The sequence below is a fragment of the Amycolatopsis panacis genome (assembly GCF_003600245.1).
Taxonomy (GTDB): domain Bacteria; phylum Actinomycetota; class Actinomycetes; order Mycobacteriales; family Pseudonocardiaceae; genus Amycolatopsis; species Amycolatopsis sulphurea.
The window spans coordinates 51,991-76,397 of sequence record NZ_QZFV01000067.1 but is presented as its reverse complement, the minus strand read 5'-3'; the positions used below and the strand labels follow the sequence as shown (position 1 = coordinate 76,397).

Annotated in this window: 23 protein-coding genes and 1 pseudogene; 14 read left to right on the top strand and 10 right to left on the bottom strand. The window is 70.1% G+C overall.

All coding sequences use genetic code 11. The features are described 5' to 3' along the window. Positions 1-59: 59 nt before the first annotated feature. Complete coding sequence (locus D5S19_RS09095) at positions 60-1,451, bottom strand: KamA family radical SAM protein (RefSeq protein ID WP_199730411.1); 1,392 nt, start codon at positions 1,449-1,451, stop codon at positions 60-62. 120 nt (positions 1,452-1,571) lie between these two features. Here D5S19_RS09095 and D5S19_RS09090 point away from each other — a divergent pair, with 120 nt between their 5' ends. Genes D5S19_RS09090 through D5S19_RS09080 form a run of 3 tightly spaced genes read left to right on the top strand, consistent with a single transcriptional unit; the run spans position 1,572 to position 5,597 of the window. Continuing rightward, positions 1,572-3,179: an amidohydrolase gene (locus tag D5S19_RS09090; protein WP_120022905.1), complete on the top strand. Its 1,608-nt coding sequence runs from the start codon at positions 1,572-1,574 to the stop codon at positions 3,177-3,179. A 10-nt stretch (positions 3,180-3,189) separates the two neighbouring features. Next, positions 3,190-4,809, top strand: coding sequence for an apolipoprotein N-acyltransferase (gene lnt, locus D5S19_RS09085; RefSeq protein ID WP_407641734.1), 1,620 nt, complete (start codon positions 3,190-3,192; stop codon positions 4,807-4,809). 23 nt (positions 4,810-4,832) lie between these two features. Further along, positions 4,833-5,597, top strand: coding sequence for a polyprenol monophosphomannose synthase (locus D5S19_RS09080; protein WP_120022903.1), 765 nt, complete (start codon positions 4,833-4,835; stop codon positions 5,595-5,597). A 102-nt stretch (positions 5,598-5,699) separates the two neighbouring features. Here the strand turns inward: D5S19_RS09080 and D5S19_RS09075 are convergent, their stop codons facing one another. From D5S19_RS09075 to D5S19_RS09065, 3 genes are all read right to left on the bottom strand, one after another. After that, positions 5,700-6,047: an RNA polymerase-binding protein RbpA gene (locus D5S19_RS09075; RefSeq protein WP_091613651.1), complete on the bottom strand. Its 348-nt coding sequence runs from the start codon at positions 6,045-6,047 to the stop codon at positions 5,700-5,702. A 224-nt stretch (positions 6,048-6,271) separates the two neighbouring features. After that, a complete protein-coding gene (locus D5S19_RS09070) occupies positions 6,272-7,075 on the bottom strand; it encodes a thymidine kinase (protein ID WP_120022902.1) in 804 nt (267 codons plus the stop codon). A 22-nt stretch (positions 7,076-7,097) separates the two neighbouring features. Next, complete coding sequence (locus D5S19_RS09065; protein ID WP_120022901.1) at positions 7,098-8,498, bottom strand: MFS transporter; 1,401 nt, start codon at positions 8,496-8,498, stop codon at positions 7,098-7,100. A gap of 245 nt (positions 8,499-8,743) precedes the next feature. On the opposite strand from D5S19_RS09065, the gene D5S19_RS09060 reads away from it, so the two are divergent. Together D5S19_RS09060 and D5S19_RS09055 are read left to right on the top strand one after the other, a co-directional pair. Then, positions 8,744-9,445 (top strand): transglycosylase family protein, encoded by a 702-nt coding sequence (locus D5S19_RS09060; protein WP_120022900.1) that lies wholly within the window; start codon positions 8,744-8,746, stop codon positions 9,443-9,445. Positions 9,446-9,520: 75 nt separating this feature from the next. Further along, the gene (locus D5S19_RS09055; RefSeq protein ID WP_120022932.1) at positions 9,521-10,090 is read left to right on the top strand and encodes a DinB family protein; all 570 of its coding nucleotides are present in this window, start codon (positions 9,521-9,523) and stop codon (positions 10,088-10,090) included. Between the two features lie 38 nt (positions 10,091-10,128). On the opposite strand, the gene D5S19_RS09050 is transcribed toward D5S19_RS09055, so the two are convergent. After that, positions 10,129-10,914, bottom strand: coding sequence for a glycerophosphodiester phosphodiesterase family protein (locus D5S19_RS09050; protein ID WP_120022899.1), 786 nt, complete (start codon positions 10,912-10,914; stop codon positions 10,129-10,131). A gap of 67 nt (positions 10,915-10,981) precedes the next feature. On the opposite strand from D5S19_RS09050, the gene D5S19_RS09045 reads away from it, so the two are divergent. Further along, the gene (locus D5S19_RS09045; RefSeq protein WP_098510048.1) at positions 10,982-11,362 is read left to right on the top strand and encodes a hypothetical protein; all 381 of its coding nucleotides are present in this window, start codon (positions 10,982-10,984) and stop codon (positions 11,360-11,362) included. Between the two features lie 335 nt (positions 11,363-11,697). On the opposite strand, the gene D5S19_RS09040 is transcribed toward D5S19_RS09045, so the two are convergent. The 3 genes from D5S19_RS09040 to D5S19_RS09030 form a co-directional block, all read right to left on the bottom strand. Then, positions 11,698-12,153, bottom strand: a complete 456-nt coding sequence (locus D5S19_RS09040; RefSeq protein WP_120022898.1) for an SRPBCC family protein — start codon at positions 12,151-12,153, stop codon at positions 11,698-11,700. Positions 12,154-12,174: 21 nt separating this feature from the next. After that, positions 12,175-13,158, bottom strand: coding sequence for a tyrosine-type recombinase/integrase (locus D5S19_RS09035; RefSeq protein ID WP_120022897.1), 984 nt, complete (start codon positions 13,156-13,158; stop codon positions 12,175-12,177). A gap of 440 nt (positions 13,159-13,598) precedes the next feature. Further along, a complete protein-coding gene (locus tag D5S19_RS09030; protein WP_120022931.1) occupies positions 13,599-13,952 on the bottom strand; it encodes a beta/gamma crystallin domain-containing protein in 354 nt (117 codons plus the stop codon). Positions 13,953-14,373: 421 nt separating this feature from the next. Here D5S19_RS09030 and D5S19_RS09025 point away from each other — a divergent pair, with 421 nt between their 5' ends. From D5S19_RS09025 to D5S19_RS09005, 5 genes and pseudogenes are all read left to right on the top strand, one after another. Next, positions 14,374-14,781, top strand: coding sequence for a YciI family protein (locus D5S19_RS09025; protein WP_120022896.1), 408 nt, complete (start codon positions 14,374-14,376; stop codon positions 14,779-14,781). 3 nt (positions 14,782-14,784) lie between these two features. After that, positions 14,785-15,927, top strand: a complete 1,143-nt coding sequence (locus tag D5S19_RS09020) for an RNA polymerase sigma factor (RefSeq protein ID WP_120022895.1) — start codon at positions 14,785-14,787, stop codon at positions 15,925-15,927. A 362-nt stretch (positions 15,928-16,289) separates the two neighbouring features. Beyond that, a pseudogene (locus D5S19_RS09015) lies at positions 16,290-16,472 on the top strand (TetR/AcrR family transcriptional regulator); the annotation flags it as partial. Next, positions 16,456-18,072 (top strand): acyl-CoA dehydrogenase family protein, encoded by a 1,617-nt coding sequence (locus D5S19_RS09010; RefSeq protein WP_120022894.1) that lies wholly within the window; start codon positions 16,456-16,458, stop codon positions 18,070-18,072. The pseudogene D5S19_RS09015 and the gene D5S19_RS09010, both read left to right, overlap by 17 nt. A gap of 50 nt (positions 18,073-18,122) precedes the next feature. Continuing rightward, complete coding sequence (locus D5S19_RS09005) at positions 18,123-18,770, top strand: class I SAM-dependent DNA methyltransferase (RefSeq protein ID WP_120022893.1); 648 nt, start codon at positions 18,123-18,125, stop codon at positions 18,768-18,770. A 7-nt stretch (positions 18,771-18,777) separates the two neighbouring features. Here the strand turns inward: D5S19_RS09005 and D5S19_RS09000 are convergent, their stop codons facing one another. After that, positions 18,778-19,419 carry an SWIM zinc finger family protein gene (locus tag D5S19_RS09000; RefSeq protein WP_120022892.1) on the bottom strand — a complete coding sequence of 214 codons (642 nt, stop codon included), beginning with the start codon at positions 19,417-19,419 and terminating at the stop codon, positions 18,778-18,780. Beyond that, positions 19,416-21,893, bottom strand: a complete 2,478-nt coding sequence (locus D5S19_RS08995; RefSeq protein ID WP_120022930.1) for a DEAD/DEAH box helicase — start codon at positions 21,891-21,893, stop codon at positions 19,416-19,418. Before D5S19_RS08995 ends, D5S19_RS09000 begins: the two co-directional genes overlap by 4 nt. A gap of 83 nt (positions 21,894-21,976) precedes the next feature. On the opposite strand from D5S19_RS08995, the gene D5S19_RS08990 reads away from it, so the two are divergent. The 3 genes from D5S19_RS08990 to D5S19_RS08980 are packed head-to-tail and all read left to right on the top strand — an operon-like array spanning position 21,977 to position 24,282. Next, the gene (locus tag D5S19_RS08990) at positions 21,977-22,801 is read left to right on the top strand and encodes a TetR/AcrR family transcriptional regulator (protein ID WP_120022891.1); all 825 of its coding nucleotides are present in this window, start codon (positions 21,977-21,979) and stop codon (positions 22,799-22,801) included. Further along, on the top strand, positions 22,786-23,274 hold the full coding sequence (locus D5S19_RS08985) for a GyrI-like domain-containing protein (RefSeq protein WP_120022890.1): 489 nt from the start codon (positions 22,786-22,788) through the stop codon (positions 23,272-23,274). The genes D5S19_RS08990 and D5S19_RS08985 overlap by 16 nt, the downstream gene beginning before the upstream one ends. Positions 23,275-23,283: 9 nt before the next feature. Then, the gene (locus tag D5S19_RS08980; RefSeq protein ID WP_120022929.1) at positions 23,284-24,282 is read left to right on the top strand and encodes a methyltransferase; all 999 of its coding nucleotides are present in this window, start codon (positions 23,284-23,286) and stop codon (positions 24,280-24,282) included. Positions 24,283-24,407: the final 125 nt, after the last annotated feature.

Genomic DNA, 24,407 nt, shown 5'->3' with positions numbered 1-24,407 from the left:
AGCAGGCCTGACACCCACCGATTCCCCACCCGGCTGTACTGACTCCGGCAGCGCCCGGATCAGCCCTGCGGCTGCTCCCGCCACCACTGCTGCCCGGCTTCCGGCAGCGTCTGGATCGGGTCGTAGTACGGGTACTTCCGCTGCAACGCCTCCGGGTCCTCGTGCTCGATCCCGGTCCGGTAGTTCTTCGTCCAGTACGAAATGCCGCGCTCCCGGTCGTAATCGGCCAGCTGGTGTACCCACCGCTTCCCGACGTACGGCACGTCGCACACGATCCGCGGCGTCGCGTACCCGGGTAGGTAGCCCATGATCGAGTGCTGCAGCTCTTGCGCCTCCCCGACCGAGACCCGCCAATGCTCGGCGTTCGGGATCATGTCGCACATATAGAAGTAGTACGGCAGGATGTTCGCCTCGCCCTGCAGCGCGAAGCACAGATCGAGCAGCTGAGCCGGCGTCGCGTTCACGCCGCGCATCAGCACACCCTGGTTGCGTACGTCGCGTACGCCAAGCTGCAGCGCCGTACGCGCGGCTTCGGCGACCAGCGGGGTGACGGACTGGGCGTGGTTCACGTGCGTGTGGATCGCCAGGTTGACGCCACGGGCCTGCGCGGTGAGCGCGACCCGCTGCAGGCCTTCGGTCACCTTCGGCTGCAGCCAGTGCTGTGGCAGCGCGGCGAGCGCCTTGGTGGCGAGGCGGATGTCGCGCACGGTCTCGATGTCCATCAGCCGCATCAGGAACGACTCCAGCTGCGGCCACGGCACGTTCGCCACGTCGCCACCGGAGACGACCACGTCCCGCACACCGGGGGTGCGCTGGAGGTAGCCGATCATCGCGTCCTGCCGGTCGACCAGCTTGAGTTCGAGCTTGTGCTTCTGCACCTGCTCGGTGGAGTTGCCGACCAGGTCCATCCGGGTGCAGTGCCCGCAGTACTGGGGGCAGGTCGAGATCAGCTCGGCCAGCACCTTGGTGGGGTAGCGGTGGGTGAGCCCCTCGACCACCCACATCTCCGCCTCGTGCAACGAGTCCCGCTCGGAGTGCGGGTGACTCGGCCACACCGGGTCGCGGTCGCTGCGCACCGGGATCATGTACCGGCGGATCGGGTCGGCGTAGAACGCCTCGGTCACCTTCGCCGGATCGGTGCCCGCGGAGGGCGCCATCGTGTTCAGCATCTGCGGCGGCACGAGCATCGACATCGTGGCCATCTCGTGCTGGTCGGCGACCAGATCCTCGTAGAAGCGCTCGTCGAGCAGGTTGCCCATGAGCGCGCGCAGCTGCTTGACATTGCGCACGCAGTGCACCCGCTGCCACTGCGGGTCCCGCCACTGGGCGGCGGTGACGTCCCGCCAGCCGGGGAACCGGCGCCAGTCGGGCTCCACAAGCTCGGTGCGGGCGTATTCATACGGCTGGTCCAGTGCGGCGGCAGGCGGCACAGGTTCCTGGATCGCAGTCATCTGTACTCCTAGTCGTCGGTTTCACCTAAAAATATCCTGTCACAACGTTCTCATGGCGTAAATCTTCTCGCACAGCGGGTGGGTGTGTGATCACAGGAACGCGCGGGGGAGACTCGGACGGTGACGAACGACAGCACCACGCTCCTGCTCGGCGGTCGCATCTACACCCCGTCCTCACCCGACGCGACGGCGATGGCGGTCTCCGGCGGCATGGTCGTGTGGGTCGGCCAGGACGAGCCGGCCCGGGCCCTGCACCCCGGCGCGGAGATCCTCGATCTCGGCGGCGCGTTCGTCGCCCCCGCCTTCGTCGACAGCCATGTGCACGCCGGCGCCACCGGCCTGCACTTCGACGGGCTCGACCTGACCGCCGTGCGCAGCGCCGCCGGGCTCCTCGCCGCCGTACGCGACGCCCTCGTACCCGGCCGGATCCTGCTCGCGCACGGCTGGGACGAATCCACCTGGACCGACCCCCGCCTGCCCAGCCGCGCCGAACTGGACGACGTCGCGGGCGGCACGCCGGTCTACCTGAGCCGGGTGGACGTGCACTCCGCGCTGGTGTCGACCGCGCTGACCGCGCTCGTCCCGGGCATCGACGCGGTCGCAGGCTGGTCCGCCGACGGGCCGCTCACCCACGACGCGCACCACCGCGTCCGCGCCGCCACCCGGACCGTCGTGACCCGCGACCAGCGCCGCGCCGCCCACCGCACCTTCCTCGCCACTGCGGCCGCTCGCGGCATCGTTTCGGTCCACGAATGCGGCGGTCCGGACATCGGCGGCGCCGAGGACTTCTCCGACCTGCTCGCCCTCGCGGACGAACCGGGCCTGCCCGAAGTGGTCGGCTACTGGGGCGAACCCGACGTCGGGAAAGCTCGCGCGCTCGGTGCCCGCGGCGCCGCGGGCGACCTGTTCGTCGACGGCGCACTCGGGTCCCGCACCGCTGCGCTGACCAACCCCTACACCGACGACCCGACGACCTCCGGCACGCTGTACACGGACGCGGCCACGATCGGCGACCACCTCGCCGCGTGCACCGAAGCAGGGCTGCAGGCGGGCTTCCACGTGATCGGCGACGCCGCCGCCGCGGAGGTGCTGGAAGGGTTCCGGCTGGCCGAGAAACAGGTCGGGCAGCGGGCACTGGCCGCCCGCCACCACCGGCTGGAACACCTGGAGATGGTCACCGCCGACCAGGCCCGCGCACTGGCCGGATGGGGCGTCATCGCGTCCGTGCAGCCGCTGTTCGACCACGCCTGGGGCGGCACCGCGGGCATGTACGCCGAGCGGCTCGGCATGGATCGCGCGCCGGCGCTGAACCCGTTCGCCACCCTCGCCGCGGAAGGGATCGTGCTCGCCTTCGGCAGCGACACCCCCGTGACCGCCCTCGATCCGTGGGCCACCGTACGCGCCGCGATCCACCACCGGACCCCTGAAGCCCGGCTGTCCGCCCGCGCGGCGTTCACCGCGCACACCCGCGCCGGGCACCGCGCCGCCGGGATCAACGACGGGCTCACCGGCACACTCGTTCCCGGCGCCCCGGCGCACTACGCGATCTGGGACGCCACCGACCTCGTCGTCGCCACCGCGGACAGCCGCGTGCAGCGCTGGTCCACCGATCTGCGCTCCGGCGTACCCCCGCTGCCGCGGCTGGATCCGGACAGCCCGCTGCCGCGCTGCCTGCGCACCGTACGCGGCGGGACGGTCCTCTACGACGAGTTCACCCCCGCCACCTAGAGTTTCTGTCGTGGCAGTGACAATGGCGGACTCCGAACCCGGCGTTCCGCGCGAAGCAGAACCCCGCCGGCCGAAACGGGCATGGCGGGCCTGGCTGATCCGGCTCGCCGTCGCCGCGTCCGCCGGGCTGCTGTACTACCTCAGCTTCGCGCCGCGTCCACTGTGGTGGCTCGCGCCGATCGCGTTCGCCGCGTTCGCGTTGGTCCTTCGTGGACGGAAGTTCCGCGGCGGGTTCGGCTATGGGTTCGTCTTCGGCGTCGCGTTCTTCCTCACGCACCTGCTGTGGCTGCAGGACTTCCTTGGCCGCGAGTTCGGCCCGTGGCCCTGGCTGGGCCTGAGCGTCACGCTGGCGCTCTACTTCGGACTCGGCGGGTTTCTGATCACGGTGGTGTCCCGGCTGCCGCTGGCGCCGCTGTGGGGCGCCCTGGCGTTCATCGCGCTCGAAACCCCGCGTACCTGGTTCCCGCTCGGCGGCTTCCCGTGGGGCCGGGTCGGATTCAGCCAGCCCGAAGGCGCGTTCCTGTCCCTCGCCTCGATCGGCGGCGCACCACTGGTCGGCTTCGCCGTCGTGCTCACCGGCTTCGGGCTGGCCGCACTACTGGCCCGGCTGTGGCAGACACGGCACGTACGCGACCGCGCGCTGGTATGGCCGGTGGCGTTCACTCTGGTCCCCGTCCTCGCCGGACTCGCGGTGTGGCCCACGATCGGCACCGGCGCGCAAGACGGCTCACTCACCGTCGCCACGGTGCAGGGCAACGCCCCGGACCTCGGCATAGCACTCCAGGGCCAACGCGGCGTCCTGCGGGACAACAGCCTCGCCGAAAGCGCCCGTCTGCTCACCGACATCCGCAGCGGCCGGGTCGCCAAGCCGGACCTGCTGATCTGGCCGGAGACCTCGACCGCGATCTACGGCGACGACCCGGCCCTGGACCAGATGGTCTCCGCGTTCGGCGTGCCCGCGGTGATCGGCGCCCTCGTCCGCCGCCCCGACGGCCAGGACGAGAACGACGCGGTGGTGTGGGACCCGCGCACCGGGCCGGGACAGCGCTACACCAAACAGGACCTGGTCCCGTTCGGCGAATACGTGCCCGCCCGCGCGCTTGCCCGGCTGGTCACGCCGTTCGTGGACAACACCCCGGAGATGCGGGCCGGCGACGGCACGAACGCGGCACTCTCGGCCGCGGGCACCAAGGTCGGCGTGTTCATCTGCTACGAGACCGCGTTCGACGGCCCCGCCCGCGACGCCGTGCGCGAAGGCGGGGAACTGCTGGTGGTGCCCACCAACAACGCCTGGTACGGGCCGGGGGAGATGAGCTACCAGCAGCTGGCGATGACCCGGCTGCGCGCGGTCGAGCACGGCCGTGCGGCTGTGGTGTCGGCCACCACCGGGGTCAGCGCGCTGATCGCCCCGGATGGAACGATCACCAGCTCAACCGGACTTTTCACGGCGGACGCCCTGGTCGGGCGCGTGCCGCTGCGCACGGCGACTACGCTGTCGGATCGACTCGGTGCGTGGACGGAGTACGCCCTGCTGGCACTGGCGATCGCGGGTGTCGCCGGCGGGGTCGTGCTCCGTTTTCGCACCCGGCGCGGCCGCGCCGGCAGGACAGCAGGGGACACGGCGGACTGAACCGCCGGATTCGGAGGAAACGGATGGCGCAGGCGCCACGGGGGGCCGAAACGATCGAACCGGTGCTGGTGGTGGTCCCGACCTACAACGAGCGGGACAACCTCGGCCCGGTGCTGGACCGGCTCCACCAGGCCCTCCCGGAGGCACACGTGCTCGTCGTCGACGACGGCAGCCCGGACGGCACCGGTGAGCTGGCCGACGAGCGCGCCGCCGCGGACGAGCGGGTACACGTGCTGCACCGCACCGCGAAGGCAGGCCTGGGCAAGGCCTACATCGCCGGGTTCCGCTGGGGCCTCTCCCGCGGCTACGCCGCGTTCGTGGAGATGGACGCGGACGGCTCGCACGCCCCCGAGGACCTGCCCCGGCTCCTGGCCGCGGCAGAGGACGCGGACCTCTCGATCGGCTCGCGCTACGTGCCCGGCGGCAGCACGGTGAACTGGCCGCTGCGCCGTCAGCTGCTCTCGCGCGGCGCGAACCTGTACTCCCGGTTCGCCCTCGGGCTGAAGGTCGCGGACATGACCGCCGGCTACCGCGTCTACCGCCGTCCGGTCCTGGAGAAGCTGGAACTGGACGAGGTCGCCTCGCACGGCTACTGCTTCCAGATCGACCTCACCCGCCGCACCGCGGACGCCGGCTTCGAGATCGTCGAGGTCCCGATCACCTTCACCGACCGCGAGATCGGTCAGTCGAAGATGAGCGGCTCGATCATGCGCGAGGCGTTCTTCCGCGTCGCGGAATGGGGTGCGCAGCGGCGGGTGGCCCAGCTGCGGCGGCTCTTGGGCCGCTGACCGGCGCCTGCGGAGTCCGGACAGACCGCTGCCCCCGTGCACGAGTGCGCGGGGGCAGCGGCGGATCGGTCGTCGGTCAGGAAGCCAGCTACGGGCCGAGGCTCAGGCGGACCGGCTGGTCCGGCGTCCCTTGAGCTCGGCGAGACGTTCGTTCAGCAGGTCCTCGAGCTCGGGGATGGAGCGGCGCTCCAGCAGCATGTCCCAGTGCGTCCGGGGCGGCTTGGTCTTCTTCTGCTCGGGCTGCCCGCCGTCGACGATCTCGGACTCGCTGCCGTGCAGCCGGCATTCCCACACCGTCGGGATCTCGGCGTCGTCGGAGAACGGCACCTCGAACTCGTGGTTCTTGGGACAGGCGTAGCGCACGGTCCGGCGCGGGGCGAGATCGTGATTGCGGTCGGTCTCGTAGCTGACCGCCCCCAGCCGGCTTCCACGGAGAACACGGTCGGCCATGATGGGTCCTTTCAGTCAGCTCCGGGTGGAGCCAGGGTGATGCTCACCCTATGCAACGAACGTGGCGTCCGGGGGATTCCCGGTTCACCATGTCGCTGCTCACGATGAGGTGCGTCACCCGAGGTCTTCAGCTTCCTCCAGTGGGAGACGTTGTGCCGTTCGTCGTGACGCCGTTACCGCCTTCCTAGTGCGGATATCCCCCAGTTGGGCTATCCGGGTCACGACTAGGACAACCGTAACTGACCGTGCTGCGCGGCAGCCGGCCCCAGGTCCCCCATCCGGAAATGTCGTCGGCACAGTACCTGATAACGGAAGGTAGCCGGATCCCCTCCGAACCGTGATGAAGCTGAAGATTCAACTACGGATTGTTCGGCATTTGTCGGCGCAGCGTCCTCCACGATCGTGTCCGACACGATGTCGGCGACCACCACCGTGTCGCCCTCCCGGAGAATCTCGCCGTCGCGGACCCGGGCGTTGAACCGGCCGGGCAGCCCGCACCAGCACAGCACCTCCACCTGCACCGGCTGCAGCTCGTCGGCCAGCTCGAACAGCCGCCCGGCACCGGGGAAGAGCCGGCTGCGGAAATCGGTCGCGATGCCGAAGCAGTACACATCCACCCCGACCTCGTCGGCCAGTTCGGCGAGCTGGTCCACCTGCGCGGGGGAGAGGAACTGCGCCTCGTCCACGATCACGTAGTCCACGTGCCCGCCCTGCGCCCACCGGGCGCGCACCAGCTCCCGCACATCGGTGCCGGTGCCCACCTCGGTGGCCCGGCGCGCGATGCCGATCCGGCTGGTGATCTGCGGCGCACCGGACCGGTCGTGCCGCACCAGCACCAGCCCGCGCCGTCCCTGCCGCGCGTGGTTGTGATCGATCTGCAACGCGAGCGTCGACTTCCCGCAGTCCATCGGGCCGTAGCAGAACTTCAGCCGTCCCCGCGGGGCCCCGTTGCGGCGGACACCCGCCGGCGGCGCCGCAGAGAGCGCGTCGGTGGGGTCGTCGGGCACGGTTTCGTCGGGTGCGGTCACGACGCCCGACCCTAGCGGGACCTCACAGCACGTCCGGCGGACGGTTCCCGGCCGCCACGATCGCCCGCCGCACCGGCACCAGCGCGACGAACACGAACCCCAGCACGAAGAACGCCACCAGCGCCACGATCGCCAACCGGAACGACCCGGTCGCCTGCCCGACCCCGGCGAACACCAGCGGCCCCAGCCACGACGTGCCCTTCTCACCCACGACGTAGAGCGAGTAGTACTGCGCGTCCTTGCCCGCCGGGATCATCTGGCTGAACAGCGACCGCGACAACGCGTTCGTCCCGCCCAGCACCAACCCGATACCGACGGCGACCGCGTAGAACTGCACCGGCTGCGCGGGCTGCACGAAATACGCCCCGACCAGCACCACCACCCACAGCACCAGGCTGCCGAGAATGGTCCGTTTCGCCCCGAGCCGTCGCGCGACCTGCCCGTGCAGCACCCCGCCTGCGTAGGCGAGGAACTGGATCACCAGCACCGTGACGATCAGCACCTCGTCGGAGAACCGCAGCTCGTCCTTCCCGTACTGCGCGGACACCGTCACCACGGTGTTGATCCCGTCCGCGAAGAGCAGGTAGCTGCCGAGGAAGGCCAGCGTCAGCGGGAACTGCCGGGCCGCGGCCAGCGTCTGTCCCAGCTCGCGGAACCCGGCCCCCAGCACACCCTGGCCCGGGACCGTCGCCACCGGCTCGTGCCGGCGGGGGAGCGCCCGCACCGTCGGGATGGTGAACAGCGCCCACCACAGACCGGAGGTCAGGAAACAGATCCGCACCGCGGTGGCCGTGTCCACGCCGAGCGCGTCGCGGCTGAGATAGAAAGCCAGCTGCAACCCGAGCGCCAGCCCGCCGCCGAGGTAACCGAACGCCCAGCCCTTCGCGGACACCTCGTCCCGCTCGTCCGGCCCGGCGATGTCCACCAGGAACGAGTAGTAGACGACCAGCGAACCGCCGTACCCGATGTTGGCCACCACGAACAACGCCGCACCCAGCTGCCAGTTCGAACCGGCCATGAAGAACATCAGCGCCGAGGCCAGCGCCCCCAGCGCGGCGAACCAGCCGAGGATCCGGCGCTTGTTGCGGCTGCGGTCGGCCACCGCCCCGGCGATCGGCAGCACCAGAACCTGCACCACGGTCGCGACCGCGAGCAGATAGCCCCACAGCGAACCGGCGGGGAAGTGCAGACCCAGCAACGAGACGTCGCACCGGTTCAGCTTGTCGTCGAGCCCCTCGGCGTCCACACAGGGGTTGTCCCCGTTAAGGGTGATGTTCTGCTTCGCCTCGGCCGCCGCGACCGTGCTCATATAGAGCGCCCCGAACACCGTTGTGGTCGAAGAATAAAACGGCGAATTCGCCCAGTCGTAGAAGTACCAGCCCCGCCGTTCCCGTTTACCGTCCCGCGGGCGCGCCACCGTCATCCAGGCTCCTCGTCGGTGCCGAAACTCCAGGTCGGCGCGCACATTACGGGGTCGGCCCGCGACCCGCCCGGCCGTCCGCCGGCAGTGTCCGATTCGTCACTTCTTTCTGCTCCGGCGGGCTTTCCCGGACCGCGCGCAATGCGCACCCGGGCGTGTCGCTGCCCGGACCGTCCGGCGTTTCATGTGAGACTGAAGTGCGTGTTGTGACGGTTGTGGTCAATGAGTCGCGTGCTTACTGTGCCCCCATGACCAACCGCGTTCGCACCGCCCGGCGCGCGGCCACCCGAGCCCTGCTGCTCGTGGTCGCCGTACTGGGACTGGAGCTCGTCGTCACCGGCGCCGCTTCCGCGGACCCGAGCTCCACCTCCTGGATCAAGCTCCGCATGTGCGAGTCCAGCGGCCGGTACTCGATCAACACCGGCAACGGCTACTACGGCGCCTACCAGTTCGACCTGCCGACCTGGCGCAGCGTCGGCGGCGGGGGACGACCGGACCAGGCCAGCCCCCGCGAACAGGACTACCGCGCGCTCTACCTGTACCGGATGCGCGGCTGGCAGCCCTGGGAATGCGGCGGCAAACTCGGCCTCTCAGGCGACCGCGACGCCCGCAGCAAGCGCGTCCCCTCCTACGACGAGTCCGCCTACATCGGTGGCAGCGGTCTGCCCGCCCCACCCGCGACGCAACCAGGCCCAGCACCCGCGCCACCCTCCGGTGGCATGCCGGACTGGCCCGGCCTGGTCTACGCCTACGGCGACTGCGCCCCCGCACTGCGCACCTTCCAGCTCCGCATGAACGCCTTCGGCTACGGATTCAGCGGCACCGGCTGCTACTACGACAAAACCCGCACCGCCGTGCTCGACCTGCAGAACGCCAACGGCATCAACGACTCCGGCCGGCTCGGCCCGAAAACCTGGAAAGCCGCCTGGGAGGGCAAAGCACCCCGCTAACGCGGACAGAGCCTGACCGCAACCCCTGCCACAGTGGTCCCGAACCGGACACCGGAACGGAAGGAACCGACCACCGTGACCACCGCACCCGCCACGCACCACGGCGAACGAGCCGACCTGCTCGCCGAACTCGCCGCCGCCCGGACCGCCCTCACCGGCGCGGCCCAGGGCCTCACCGACGCGCAGGCGGGCGAAACCCCGACCGTCAGCGAACTCTGCCTCGGCGGACTGATCAAACACGTCGCGCAGGTCGAGGAGAACTGGCTGCGCTTCACCGTCGAAGGACCCACCGCCCTGACCTACGCGCTACCCGAGGGCGTCACCTGGGGCGACATCGCCGCCGGCACCGCCCGTGAACTCCCACAGTGGATGATCGAACACGCCGAACGATTCCGCATGCAGCCGGGGGAGACCCTCGCCGACGTGCTCGAACACTACAAACAGGTCGCCGCCCACAGCGAAGAGATCATCAACGCCCACACCGACCTGTCCGCAACCCACCCACTACCGGACGCACCCTGGCACGAACCCGGCGCAGCCCACAGCGTCCGCCGCGTCCTGCTGCACGTCATCGCCGAAACCGCCCAGCACGCCGGCCACGCGGACATCATCCGCGAAACCCTCGACGGCCGGAAAGCCGGCTGACCACCGCGGATCTGCTGCGTACAGCACGCCGGACCCGCTCAGCCGCCCTGCGGCCAGCTGCCCCGCTCCCGCAGCACCGTACGCAGCAGATCCGGACGATCCGTCACGATCCCGTGCACACCCAGGTCCAGCAACGCCCGCATCTGCGCCGGATCATCGATCGTCCACGTGTGCACCTCGAACCCGCGACGCACCGCGGACTTCACGAAAGCCCGGTCCACCACAGTCAACGGCCCCTGCCGCACCGGCACCTGCGCCATCCACCCCCGCGCCAGCCGGCCCACCGGCACCGGCGGCACCCAGCCGTTGAGCCACAACAGAAACGCCGAACCCGGCCCCATCGACGTCACCAGCCTCGGCCCGGCCAGCCGCCGCAACCGAGCCAGCCGCGCATCCGAGAACGACGCCGCGGCCACCCGATCGAACGCCCCCATCCGCTCCAGCACCCGCACGAACGGCGTCACCGCCGAACCGGCCTTCACATCCACGTTGAAGCACGCCTCCGGCAACTCCTCCAGCACGTCCTCCAACCGCGAAACCGGCGCCCGGCCACCGATCTTCACGCGCTTGATCTGCGCCCAGGTCTGCGCCGAAATCGACCCGCGACCGTCGGTCGTACGATCGAGCGTGTCGTCATGGTGTACCACGACCACCCCGTCCGCCGTCGCGTGCACGTCCGTCTCCACGTAGCGGTACCCCTCCGCCACCGCCTGCCGGAACGCCGGCAGCGAATTCTCCAGCCCGGCCAGATCACCGAGATGCCACCCGCGGTGGGCGAAGGCGCGGGGGAGCGGATCGGCGAGATACGGAAACGGTGGACGCATACTTTCCAGTCTGCCCGCTCGGCATGGCCCCGGTGTGAGATCACGGTGGACGGCTAAAGTCCGGCGGGTGAGGGAACTGGCCGAACACGCGCTGACCGGCGACGAACGCGTCGTCCCGCGCCGCACCAACGCCCCGAAACACTGCGGCTGGTGCGGCCGCCCCCTGCCCGAAGCCGGCAACGTCGGCCGGCGGCGGCGCTACTGCGGCCAGTCCTGCCGGCAACGCGCCTACGAACGCCGCACCGCCCTGCAACGCAGCGGCCTGCCCGAAGACGCGGTCGTGCTCTCCGACACCGAGATCGCCGCCCTCCAGGACCGCCTCTTCCAGCTCCGCTGCGCCGCCGAGGACATCGTCACCGCCGCCGCGGACGGCGCCGACGCCACCGAACTCCGCCAGCTGGCGGGAGAGATCGCACACGCGGCCAAGGACCTCGAACAACTCCGGTGACGAGCCCGGCTCGCCCGCGATCGACCCCCACTGTCGTCCCGATGTCCCGAAGCCCTGCCAAGCTGTGAAGGGTCCCTTCACGGACTCAGAATCCGTGAAGGGACCCTTCACAGACGTGCCCGGGAACATGCCGGGTCCAGGACAGAGCAGCCCCGGACCAACCGGGTAGCTGACCGAAGCAGCTACCCGGGTCCGCCCGGCGTCTCTCCAGCCCGGCCCCGGCCGGACCCGACGTACCCGGGCCGGACCTCCCCGATCGTCACCGACCGCCCACACCTGCCCAACCCGCAAACCACACCCTCAAGCCCCGCATCCCGTCCACACTGGACGGTCGATCACCCGCCCTCGGCCACCGCCGCCAGGTTGTCCAGCGAAGCCTGCAAGCGGTCCGCCGTCGTCGCGCGGGCCCGTTCGATCCGGGTGCTTTCGGACGCGGGCAGGCCGGTCCAGTCGTAGGTGTGCGTGACCCGCGTGCCACCACCTGCCACCGGCTCCAGCTCCCACCGCCACAAATGCCCCGGCGGGCGGCTGCCCGGCTCCGAAGGCCGCCACGCGATACAGCGGCCCTCGGCGAACTCCACCACATGATTCTCCCGCGTGGCACCGGTCGTCAGCACCATGCGGAACACCTCGCCGATCGCGTGCACCCGCTGCCCGGGCTCCGCCTCGGCCAGATTCGCGTTGCCGTCCCAGCGTGGCTGCCGCGCGGGATCCGCGATCAGCTCGAAGATCGACGCCGCGTCCGCCTCGATCACCCGGTCAGCCCGCACTATCCGGATCTCCTCGTCCATCCCCTCATGCAAGCACAGCGCTCACCCCTCCCGCACTAGTCCATCGAGAGCCCGGTACGTACGGTTGCTCGCCACCGCCGCCCGCTGCTCCCGGCCGGTGGCCTCGATGTAATTCTGACTCGTGGCGAGGCTGGCATGCCCCAGCAGCGCCATGATCTCCGAAGCGGTCGCGCCGTCTTCGGCCAGCCGCGTGGCGAACGTATGGCGCAGCGCGTGCAGATTCGCCCCCGACGGCACCCGGTCGTGCAGCCCCGCCCATCGGTAACAGGACTTCACCAGGTACTCCAGCGCACCCCGCCCGATCGGATTCCCGCCACGGTCACGCAGCAGCGGCTCGCCGGCCGGGAATCGCTGCTGGGGGAACCTGCGCCGGCACGACGCGAGATACTCCTCGATGAGCCGTTCGAGCGCGGGCTGCACCGGGATGGAACGATCGCGACTGCCTTTCCCGTTGACATGCAGCCGCAGTTCTCCGGACCGGCCCACCACCGAACGCCGGGTCAACGCCCGCATCTCCGCCGCACGCAACCCCGCGACCAGCCCAAGTGCCAGTACCAGCACGTCCCGCTCCGGCCACGGGTCCCGCGCCCGCCGGGCACCGTCCGCGGCCGCGGTGAGCAGCCGCTCCGGAGTTTCCTCGCCACGCAACGGTTTCGGCGTCAGCGGGGGAGTACGGGGCCGCGCGACCGCACCCATCGGATTGCCCGCGAGCAGCCCGTCCGACACACAGAAGGTGAGAAACTGGTTCCACGTCGACCACGCACGCAGCACCGAACTCTTGGCGTGCGTGTCCGCGAACGCGCCGAACGCCGCGCGCAGCACCGGCGCGGTCAGCTCGTCGACGCGGAAGTCGGTACGGCTCAGCTCGGCCACCAGGAGAGTGGTGATCCCGGCAAGATCCCGTCGATAGGCGGCAGTGGTGTGCGGCGAGTCCTTACGGGGCCGTCGTGCCGCGAAGAATGCTTGCTGCGCTTCGGAAACCAGCATGAGGATCTTGTACCGCACGGCACCGACAGTTCCGCCACCCGCCCGGTTCAGGCCTTGTTTCATGCATAATAGCAATTATGCATGAAACAAGGCCTGGAAGGAGCGGGATCCCTTGGGGGACAAGAACTCCTGCGATCAGTTCTCGATCCGGCTCCACTGTCGCCGGGGTGTTTGATCTGAATGCACGACTCCGGAAGGCAGAACTTCACGGGGAGCGGGAGCCGTTCGTCTATTCGGGTGATTGCCGCGTGATATTCCGATCCGCGGCGACCTCCGACGGGCCGGAAAGGTCCGACAAGCACCCGTCTTCCATGTCCCGACAGTCTCGGTTGTTACGTCACGGTGACGAATTGCCCGGGGCCGGCCGGGTGCAGGACCTTGGGGACCCCAAGTGGCGCAGTTCGGCAGGAAACCACCGACGTCATCATCGATGACACTGTCGCGCGCCGATCTGAAGATCATTCAATGGCGATGTACTCGACGTTCGCCGGGCGATTCGGGAATGAGCGATCCTGCCAGCGGCCGATTCTGATGGGTGGCGCACCGTTTCGATCTTGATAGATAACGTTGTTATTGCCCGTCTTGATCCGGTGGATCCAATCACGTTTTTCAAAAGCGACTCTCCCGGCGTTCGCCCAGCACTCGTGTATAGTGATATTATCTCCTTTTCGGTACCAAACCTCCAGGTAGTCGCTTCCGGTGTTGCAAGGCTTCCCGTTGATGGCGAATGAAACTCCGGTAGGCACGGTCAACGTGAAGACCATCGCTGCTGCCGCGGCAGCAGCCCCGACAACCTTTGTTCTTGAACGCATGATCACCTCAAAGCAATAGAAAAACTACGGAAAGTAAACCCTTCCTTTGCTGTGCAGGGAGGCTAACTCGGGAAAAGTTCGGGTGACAGCGCCGGGAACTGCACTTGCGCGAACGTCGCGGTGGTGTTGCCCGTCTGAACCTTGAGCCCAGGGAGACAACGATGTCGTTCCGACCGAGGACTTCGCCTGCTCCCAGCACTGGTTGCACAGCTGATCAGGAGCCCCTCTTGGCCCCGATCGGCAGGTCGGCCGTACGCCGATAATGTACATTATGTCAAGTAACTCGCCGGCGGCCGTCTCCCCACGGCAGGACCCGCGATGTCGGGATAACTTTCTCCGGGCCGGATGTCGAGAACCCGCGGCCGGCTCCGTCCCTGCTGCGAACCACCAGTTCAGAACCACCACGTCAAGGAGGACCACGATGGCGAAGTACCTGTTGCTCAAGCACTACCGCGGCGCGCCGGCCTCGGTGAATCCCGAACCGATGGACCAGTGGACGCCCGAGGAGATCTCGGCGCACGTGCAGTACATGAACGATCTCGCGGCCCGGCTGGAGAAGACCGGTGAGTACGTCGACAGTCAGGCGCTGTCTCCGGAGGGCACGTTCGTGCGGTACGACGGTGCCGGGCGGCCACCGGTGACCGACGGTCCGTTCGCGGAGACGAAGGACGTGATCGCGGGCTGGATGGTGATCGATGTGGACTCCTACGAGCGGGCGCTGGCGGTGGCCGGTGAGCTGTCCGCGGCGCCCGGCGCGGGTGGGAAGCCGATCCACGAGTGGCTGGAGTTGCGGCCGTTCCTGGGCGATCACTCCGCGACGGCTGAGTGATCGATGGACGAGGCGGTGCTCCGTGGCCGGACGCCGGAGGTGTTGGGCGTCCTCGTCCGCCGCGGTGCGGATTTCGCGGCGGCCGAGGACGCTGTGCAGGAGGCGCTGGTCGAGGCGTTGCGGGTGTGGCCGTCCGCTCCCCCGCGTGATCCGAAGGCGTGGCTGGTCACCGTCGCATGGCGGAAGTTCCTCGATGCGACGCGGGCGGATGCGGCTCGGCGGCGGCGGGAAGAACTCGTCGACGAAGAGCCTGCGTCTGGTCCGGCGGCTGCGGTGGACGACTCGCTGCGGCTGTACTTCCTGTGTGCGCATCCGTCGTTGACGCCGTCTTCGGCGGTGGCGCTGACGTTGCGGGCGGTCGGTGGGTTGACGACGCGGCAAATCGCCGAGGCGTATCTGGTGCCGGAGGCGACGATGGCGCAACGGATCAGCCGGGCGAAGCGGACCGTGTCCGGGGTGCGGTTCGAGCAGCCCGGGGACGTCGCGACGGTGTTGAGGGTGCTGTACCTCGTGTTCAACGAGGGGTATTCCGGTGACGTCGACCTGGCGGCCGAGGCGATCCGGTTGACCCGGCAGCTGGCGGCGGTGTCCGATCATCCCGAGGTGGCCGGGCTGCTGGCGTTGATGTTGGTGCAGCACGCTCGGCGGGCGGCTCGGACGGCGGCGGACGGGAGCCTGGTCCCGCTCGCCGAGCAGGATCGGTCACGCTGGGATACCGCGTTGATCGCGGAGGGTGTGGAGATCCTGCAGGCTGCGCTGGCGCTTGACCGGCTGGGTGAGTTCCAGGCACAGGCCGCGATCGCGGCGTTGCATGCGGACGCCCCCACCGCCGGCGAGACGGACTGGGTGCAGATCGTCGAGTGGTACGACGAACTGGTCGCGTTGACGGACAGTCCGGTGGTGCGGCTGAACCGCGCGGTGGCGGTCGGCGAGGCGGATGGTCCGCGGGCGGGTCTTGCCGCGCTTGCGGAGGTGGACGCTTCGCTCCCCCGGCATACCGCGGTGTCGGCGTATTTGCACGAGCGCGATGGTGAGGTGGCGGTGGCGGCGCGGCTGTATGCGGAGGCGGCTCGGAAGGCGCCGAATCTGCCTGAGCGTGATCATCTCCTGCGTCAGGCGGCCCGGTTGAACCACGCGGTTGACTGAAGTTGTGAATCTCGGCGGACGACCAGTCGCTGAGGGTGAGACGGGCGTCCATGGTGAGCTTGGGCTCCCCTAGAGCAGGACGTGGGACCAGAACAGCGGGGTCAGCCCGGCCCTCATTCCGGCTCGGCCAGCACGTCCTGGACCGTCAAAGTGTTCACGGCCGCCTGCAGGATCGGTGAAGAGGCCGCCGTGGCCGAGCAGGCGGCGAAGGTTGCGTTGGCGATCTCCACCGCGATGGTGCGCGCGGCCTCGGGGTGAGGTAGCGGCGGCGGACGTCGCGGATCCCGGTGTTGGTCCCGTAACCGTAGATCGCAAGCGGCATCCTGTGGGCCGGCAGGTCGGCTTCGAGGGTGCCACGCTCGGCCACCGGCTTGCAGTCGGGGGTGTTGCCCGCGCAGGATGCCGGAGTGACTGCGGCCGCGCTGGTCGGGGCGGGGGCGGAGGTGCTGGTCGGTCCGCTCACCGAGGGCGGACCGGTGGAGGTCGTCGAGTTGCGCACGGTCGTTGTGCGGTCGCTGGGAGGTTCGGATGCGTGCGACGCATGAGGTGACCAATCAGGTTCCGCCGCTGGTGTACGACGTGGCGGACGATCCGGCGCTGCTGTCGGCGCTCGGGCGGGCGGATGCGGGGTGGGCATCCGGGGAGCTGCATGAGCTGGGCCGGCTGGCGGGGAGCGAGCAGGTCCAGGATTGGGGCCGGCTGGTCAATGAGAATGAGCCCGTGCTGCGTACGCATGATCGGTACGGGCACCGGATCGACGAGGTTGAGTTCCATCCGCGCTGGCACGACTTGATGCGCGTTGCTGTGTCGCACGGGTTGCAGGCCGCGCCGTGGCGGGACGAGCGTGTGGGCGTACATGCGGCGCGTGCGGCGAAGTTGTTCGTGTGGGGTCAGGCGGAGGCTGGGCACACCTGTCCGATTTCGATGACGTATGCGGCGGTGCCTGCGTTGCGGGCGAATCCCGAGCTGGCTGCGCAGTACGAGCCGCTGCTTGCGGCGACGGAGTACGACTTCGGGTTGCGTGTGCCGAGTGGCAAGCGCGGTCTGATCGCGGGCATGTCGATGACGGAGAAGCAGGGCGGGTCCGATGTCCGTGCGAACACCACTGCGGCGCGTCCGGGGGGTGATGGCACGTATCGGCTGGTCGGGCACAAGTGGTTCACGAGTGCCCCGATGTCCGACGTGTTCCTGACGCTGGCGCAGGCGCCTGGTGGGTTGTCCTGTTTCCTTCTCCCCCGCGTGCTGCCGGACGGTGCCCGTAATGGGATCCGGTTGCAGCGGTTGAAGGACAAGCTGGGCAATCGGTCGAACGCGTCGGCGGAGATCGAGTACGACGATGCGGTGGGCTGGATGGTCGGCGAGGAGGGCCGGGGTGTCCGCACGATCATCGAGATGGTCAACAGCACCCGGCTGGACTGTGCGCTGGGCAGTGCGTCCGGGATGCGGCTGGGTGCGGTGCGGGCGGTGCATCACGCGAGACACCGGTCCGCGTTCGGCAGGGCGCTGGTGGATCATCCGCTGATGGCGAACGTGCTGGCGGATCTGGTGGTCGAGTCCGATGCGGCGACCACGGTGGCGATGCGGCTGGCGGCCGCGGGTGACCGGCCGGGTGACGGGCAGGAGCGGGCGTTCCGGCGGTTGGGGCTGGCGGTGACGAAGTACTGGGTGTGCAAGCGGGCGCCGATGCATGCCGCGGAGGCGCTGGAGTGCTTCGGGGGCAACGGGTACGTCGAGGAGTCCGGGATGCCGCGGCTGTACCGGGAGGCGCCGTTGATGTCGATCTGGGAGGGTTCGGGCAATGTCGCCGCGCTGGATGCGTTGCGGGCGATGGTCCGGCAGCCGGAGTCGGTGGAGGCGTTCTTCGCCGAGGCCGGGCAGGCGGCCGGTGGGGATGGGCGGCTGGACGAGGCGGTCGGCGCGCTGAAGAAGGAACTGTCCGATGTGGATGGTATCGAGTTTCGTGCGCGGCGGGTGGTGGAGTCGATGGCGCTGGTCCTGCAGGGTTCGCTGCTGGTCCGTCATGGGGCTGCCGCGGTCTCGGATGCCTTCTGTGCCACCAGGTTCGGTGGTGACGGGGGTGTCGCGTTCGGTACTTTGCCGCTGGGCACGGACACCTCGGCGATCATCGCGCGTGCTTGCGGCTAGCTCGTGTCGCTGCGGCCGTGGTGTGCGCTTGCTCGTTAGGGTGACGCCTCATGACCGAGCCCGTTTACGTGTCCGAGACCCGGACCGCCTATGACACCGTCGCCGAGTCCTACGCCGAAATGTTGCGCGGATTGCTGGAAGAGAGCACGTGGGACCGGGCGATGCTCGGTGCATTCGCCGAACTCGTGGGCGACGGGCTGGTCGGGGATCTGGGGTGCGGCCCCGGGCGGCTGACCGGTTATCTGGCGAAGCTGGGGCTGGACGTGTTCGGTGTCGACCTCTCCCCCGGCATGGTCGAGGTGGCCCGCCGGACGCATCCGGGGCTGCGGTTCGACGTGGGTTCGATGGCCGCGCTGGACCTCCCCGACGGTGCGCTGGCGGGTGCGCTCGCGTGGTACTCCCTGATCCACACGCCGCGGCCGGATCTGCCGGTCCTGGCCGCCGAGCTGCACCGGGTGGTGGCGCCCGGCGGCCTGCTGCTGACCGCGTTCCAGGTCGGCGATGAGGTCCGGCATCTGGAGCACGCCTATGGCCACGACATCTCCGCGGACGCGCATCGCCTGCCGGTGGATTTCGTGCGCGATGTGTTGTCCGATGCGGGGTTCGTGATTCAGTCGGTTTTGGTTCGGGAGCCGGAGGGCGACTTCGAGTCGACGCCGCAGGCGTATGTCACTGCGCGGAAGCCACGCTCGGTGTGACCGTTCGTCAGCGCCGCCGCGGCACGAACCCGGCCGGTTCGGGCAGTGGCGGCACCACCCGGGCGTAGGCCTCGGCGGCGGGCACCCCGGTGCGGGTCCTGGTCCGCATGCCCAGGTCGTCGAGCACCTCGGTCTCGGTGCGGCCGCGGGCGAGCAGCAGCAGGAACGGATCCGCGTCGAGCAGCCAGGCCACCTGGAAGGACAGGGCCGCGGCGTGCCGGCAGGGCAGCTCCCAGCCTGGGCAGTCGCAGTCCGGGTCGAGGTCGCCGATGCCGGGCAGCAGCGGGACCACTTCGGCCAGCTCCGGGGGCAGCTGCCGATCGAGCAGCGCGGCCAGGTGCCCGGCGTGCGCGCCGGCTCGGTCCAGCAGCAGTTCCCAGTCCGCAGTGGACAGTTCGGCCAGCTGCACCGCGGTGCGGAACGGGCCTTCGCCGGCGTCCTCGGTGGTCGCGGTGATCCGGCCGGGGCCGACGGTGATCGGGCCGACGAGCCCGGCTGCGGCGTACCGCCGTCCCTTGCGCAGCTGCCGCAGGTCCAGCGCGGTGTCCTCCATTGCCTGGACCCACGCGCGGCCCCACCAGGTACGGGCGAACGGGCCGCGGCCGGCTCGGGCCGGGAAGGCGGCGAAGCCGCGCACGCGGTCGGTCATGCGTCCCTCCGGAGAGTGACGAGTTCGGTCAGTTCGGCGTCGGTGAGTTCGGTGAGCGCGGCTTCCCCGCCGCCGAGCACTGACTCGGCGAGTGCGCGCTTTTCCCGCAGCATCACCGCGATCCGGTCCTCCACGGTGCCTTCGGCGACGAGCCGGTGCACCTGGACGGGCCGGGTCTGGCCAATCCGGTACGCCCGGTCGGTGGCCTGGTCCTCCACTGCCGGGTTCCACCAGCGGTCGTAGTGCACGACGTGGTCGGCGCGGGTGAGGGTCAGCCCGGTCCCGGCGGCTTTCAGCGACAGCAGGAACACCGGAACCTCGCCGCGCTGGAAGCGGCGGACCTGCTCCTCGCGCAGGGCGACCGGGGTGCCGCCGTGCAGCAGCTCGGACGGGATCCCGCGGCCGGTGAGGTGCCGCTGCAGCAGCCGCGCCATCACCACGTACTGCGTGAACACCAGCACGGCGCCGTCTTCGGCGAGGATGGTGTCCAGCAGTTCGTCGAGCAGTTCGAGTTTCCCGGAGCGCCCGGACAGTGGACTGTCCTCCGGTTCGGCCAGGTACTGCGCCGGATGGTTGCAGATCTGTTTGAGCGCGGTCAGAAGTTTCACCACCCGGCCGCGGCGGGCCATGCCGTCGCTCGCGGCGACCTGCGCCATCAGCTCGCGCACCGTGGCCTCGTAGAGCGCGATCTGTTCGGTGGTCAGCGACACCGGCCGGTCGGTCTCCGTCTTGGCCGGCAGCTCCGGTGCGATTCCCGGGTCGGTTTTGCGGCGGCGCAACAGAAACGGCCGCAGCAGCCGGGCCAGTCGCTCCGCCGTCGCGGCATCGCTGGACTCGACCGGCTTGCCCCAGCGCTCGCGGAACTCCGTGAGCGGGCCGAGCAGGCCGGGCGTGCTCCAGTCGAGGATCGCCCACAGCTCGGTGAGCGTGTTCTCCACCGGCGTGCCGGTGAGCGCGACCCGCGCCGCGGACCGGACCGTGCGCAGGGCCTTCGCGGTGTCCGAACGGTGGTTCTTCACGTGCTGGGCTTCGTCGGCGACGAGCAGATCCCAGTCCACCGCGGTCAGCGGCGCCGGATCGGCCCGCAGCGTGCCGTAGGTGGTGAGCACGAAACCGCCGTCGACGCCGTCGAGGGAACGGGAACTGCCGTGGAACCGGCGGACGGGCGTGCCCGGCGCGAACCGGCGGATCTCGCTCTCCCACGTGCCCAGCAGCGATGTCGGACAGACCACCAGCGTCGGCCCGGCATCGCGGTGCAGATGCAACGCGATCAGCGTGATCGTCTTGCCGAGCCCCATGTCGTCGGCGAGACAGCCGCCGAGGCCGATGCCGGTGATCGTGTCCAGCCAGTGCAGCCCGCGCAGCTGGTAATCCCGCAGGTGGGCGGCGAGCCCGGCCGGTTGCGGGACCGGTTCCGGAGCGGCCGAGAGCCGGGTGCGCAGCTCGTCGAGCCAGCCGTCCGTGCGGACTTCGATCTCGTCGCCGTCGACCTCGGTGTGGCCGGTCAGCGCGACGCCGAGCGCTTCGATCCCGGTGAGTGGTTTGAGCACGCGGTCCCGGGCGCGGTCGGCGGTCTTGCGGTCGAGCACGACCCACTGGTCGCGCAGCCGCACCACCGGGCGTTGGGCCTCGGCGAGCGTGTCCAGCTCGGCCTTGGTCAGTTCGCCGTCGCCGAGTGCGAATTGCCAGTCGAACTCCAGCACCTGGTCTCCGCCGAAGAACGACCGTACGTCGCCCGGCGCGATGCCAGGGCGGACGACCGCGCGGGCGGTGAGCCCGGTCAGTTCCGCAGGCCAGTGCACCGTCATCCCGGCCGGGTCGAGCGCGCCGGTGAGCAATTCGGTGAGTTCGCCGTCGTCCAGCGGGATCGAGGAGGGCACCGCCGCGGACAGCAGGGGTGCGAGCGGGGGCCACACGTCCGCCGCGTGCCGCAGCGCCAGCAGGACCTCGTGCCGGGTGTCCTGCTCGTCGGACTCCCACAGCTGCGCGGCGTCGACCAGCGGCTCTGCCCCGCCGTGCACCTGGACGATCCCGCGGAAGCTCCCTCCGGCGGGGTCGAGCGCCTCGATCCGCAGCGACACCCGTACTTCCGGCTCCAGGCCGGCCAGGTCGCCGAGGAACCGCAGCAGCGTCGGGTATCGGTCGGGCAGCAGGTCCGGACAACCGGGGACCGGCCCGGCGTGCGCGTGCGGCGGCATCGCGTCGGCGAGGCGACGCAGCCACTGCTCCTCTGCCGGATCCAGCGGACCGGTCCAGCCGGCCTCGGCCAGGCGGGCACCCGCTTCCGCGGCCAGCGCCCAGAACTCGCCGGAAGGACCCTCCGGGAGCAACGTCACCGCCTCGGCGATCGGCAGGCGCCGCGCGGGCACCGTGCGCAAACCCTCGGGCAACACGACATCCACCGTGCCGAGCCGTCCCGGCCCGTCGGGCGTGCCCCCGTCCGGACGCCAGAACACGACCTCGCCCGGTTCCATGATCACTGCGTTCAATGCTCTCCCCCTTCAGCGTCGGCACGCTAGTCTACCGGAAAACTCTGTACGACGTACGAGGAGAAGCCATGGACCCCGCGCACGAGGACGACCCGCGGCGCGTGATCGAGCTGCTGTGGGACGTGTCCGGCCCGTCCAAGCGCGGGCCGAAACCCAAGTTCACCGCCGTCGACGTGGTCACCGCGGCGATCCGGCTGGCGGACGCGGACGGGCTGGCCTCGGTCACCATGCGCCACGTCGCCGACGCGCTCGGCGTCGCGCCGATGTCGCTGTACACCTACGTACCAGGCCGGGCGGAGCTGGTCGAGCTGATGGTCGACCGCGCGTACGGGGAGCTGGGCACCGAGCTGCCGCAGGGCTGGCGCGCCGCGCTAACCGCGGTCGCCGAAGACCTCTGGCGGCTCTACCACCGGCACCCGTGGCTGTTGGAAGTTCCCGGCGGGCGGCCCGCGCTCGGCCCGCACAGCTTCGCCAAATACGAACGCGAGCTGTCCGCCCTCGACGAGCTACGACTCGACGACGTCCAGCTCGACGCCGTGGTCAGCCTCGTCAACGGCCTCGTCGCCGGCGCCGCCCGCGGATCGCTGGAAGCCGCCCGTACCGCCCGGCGCAGCGGGCTGACCGACCTCGAATGGTGGACCCGCTGCGCGCCCGTGCTCGCCGCGATCCCGGCCGCGGATCCGTCACGGTTCCCGCGCGCCGCACGGGTGGGCACGGCGGCCGGGCAGGTCCACGGCGGGGCGTCGGATCCCGCGCACCACTTCCGTTTCGGGCTCGCCCGGATCCTCGACGGGATCGCCCGGCTGGGCGAGGAGGCCGGAAACTGTCGGTGGGCTGAGGCATCATCGGGAACCGTCCCCGACCTTGAGGAGGAGTCATGCCCACCGTCGTAGCACGACCCGAACAGCACTATGTCGGTTACCGCACCACGGTCGGCATGGACGGGCTGCGCGAGGTCGCGCACCGGATCGCGGCCATCGTCGGCGAACTCGCCGCCCGCGGCACCCCGCCGGCGGACGCGCCGTTCTTCCGCTACCTCGTGCTCGGGCCCGGCATGCGCAGCCTCACCGTGGAAGCCGGGGTCCCCGTCGCGGCGCCGGTCGAGCTGGGCGGCGAGTACTTCACCGGCGTCGTTCCCGGCGGCGAGTATGTGGTCGAAACCCACCATGGCGCACCGGATGGGCTCGCCGCGGCGACGGCCGCCGTCCTCGAATGGGGTGAACGCGAGGGCGTGCGCTGGGACCGCACCGAGGACGCCGACGGCGAACACTGGGCCGGGCGGCTTGAGGTGTACCGCACCGACCCGCGCACCGAACCGGATGCCACGCGCTGGGAAACCGACCTGTACTTCCGCCTCGTGGACTGAGTGAACGCCATGACCGGCGAGAACACCGGCTGGGGCGGCGGCCTGTGGGCAGCCGCCGACCTGGTGACCCCGATGGCAATCCGGGTCGCCGCGACCCTGCGGCTGGCCGACCACATCGCCGCCGGCACCACCAGTCCCGATGCGCTGGCCGCCGCCGTGCACGCCGATCCCGACGCACTCGGCAGGGTGCTGGCCCACCTCGTGACCGCTGGAGTGCTCTCCCCCGCCGAATCCGGCTACGCCCTCACCCCGCAGGGAGAACAGCTGCGCGAAGACCACCCGGACGGCATGCGCGCCTGGCTCGACCTCGACGGCGCGGTCGGCCGCGCCGATCTGTGCTTCGTCGAACTCCTGCACACGGTGTGCACCGGGGCACCCGCCTTCCCCCACCGATTCGGCCGGTCCTACTGGGCCGACCTGTCCGCCGATCCGGACCGTTCGGCCTCGTTCGACGCCTTGATGTCCACCCGCCTCGCCGCGGACGCGCCATCGATCGCCACCGGCTACCCGTGGGGACAGCTCGACCACATCGTCGACGTCGGCGGCGGTGACGGCACCCTGCTGCTGGCAATCCTGCGTGCCCACCCACACCTCCATGGCACCGTGCTCGACCTGGCCGGCCCAGCCGCACGCGCCGCCGAGGCGATCAGCGCCGCAGGCCTCGACGGGCGCGCATCCAGTCGTGCTGGCAGCTTCTTCGACCCACTCCCCACCGGCGCACGCGGCTACCTGCTGTCGGGCGTACTCCCCGACTGGGACGATGACCACGCCGTACGGATCCTGCGCCGCTGCGCCGAAGCCGCCACCGAAACCGGGACGGTGTTCGTCATCGACCACTCCGCCGATGGCGGCAGCACCGAAGGAGACCTCCGCATGCTCTGCTACGTCGGCGGCCGCGAACGCTCACTCGCCCAGCTGCACGACCTCGCCGCCCGCGCCGGACTGCAACCGGGCCCGCGCCATCCCGCGGGGACACGCACGGTCGTGGAACTCATGCCCTCGGGCTGAGCGGTTGTGCTCGACGTAATCCGGCCCAGGTGATGAACAGCATGGTCACCCGCACCACGTCACGCTCGCCGATCACGTACTGGGCGTCGCCGAAACGCCCGAAACCCGCCCGCCACGAACCGCTG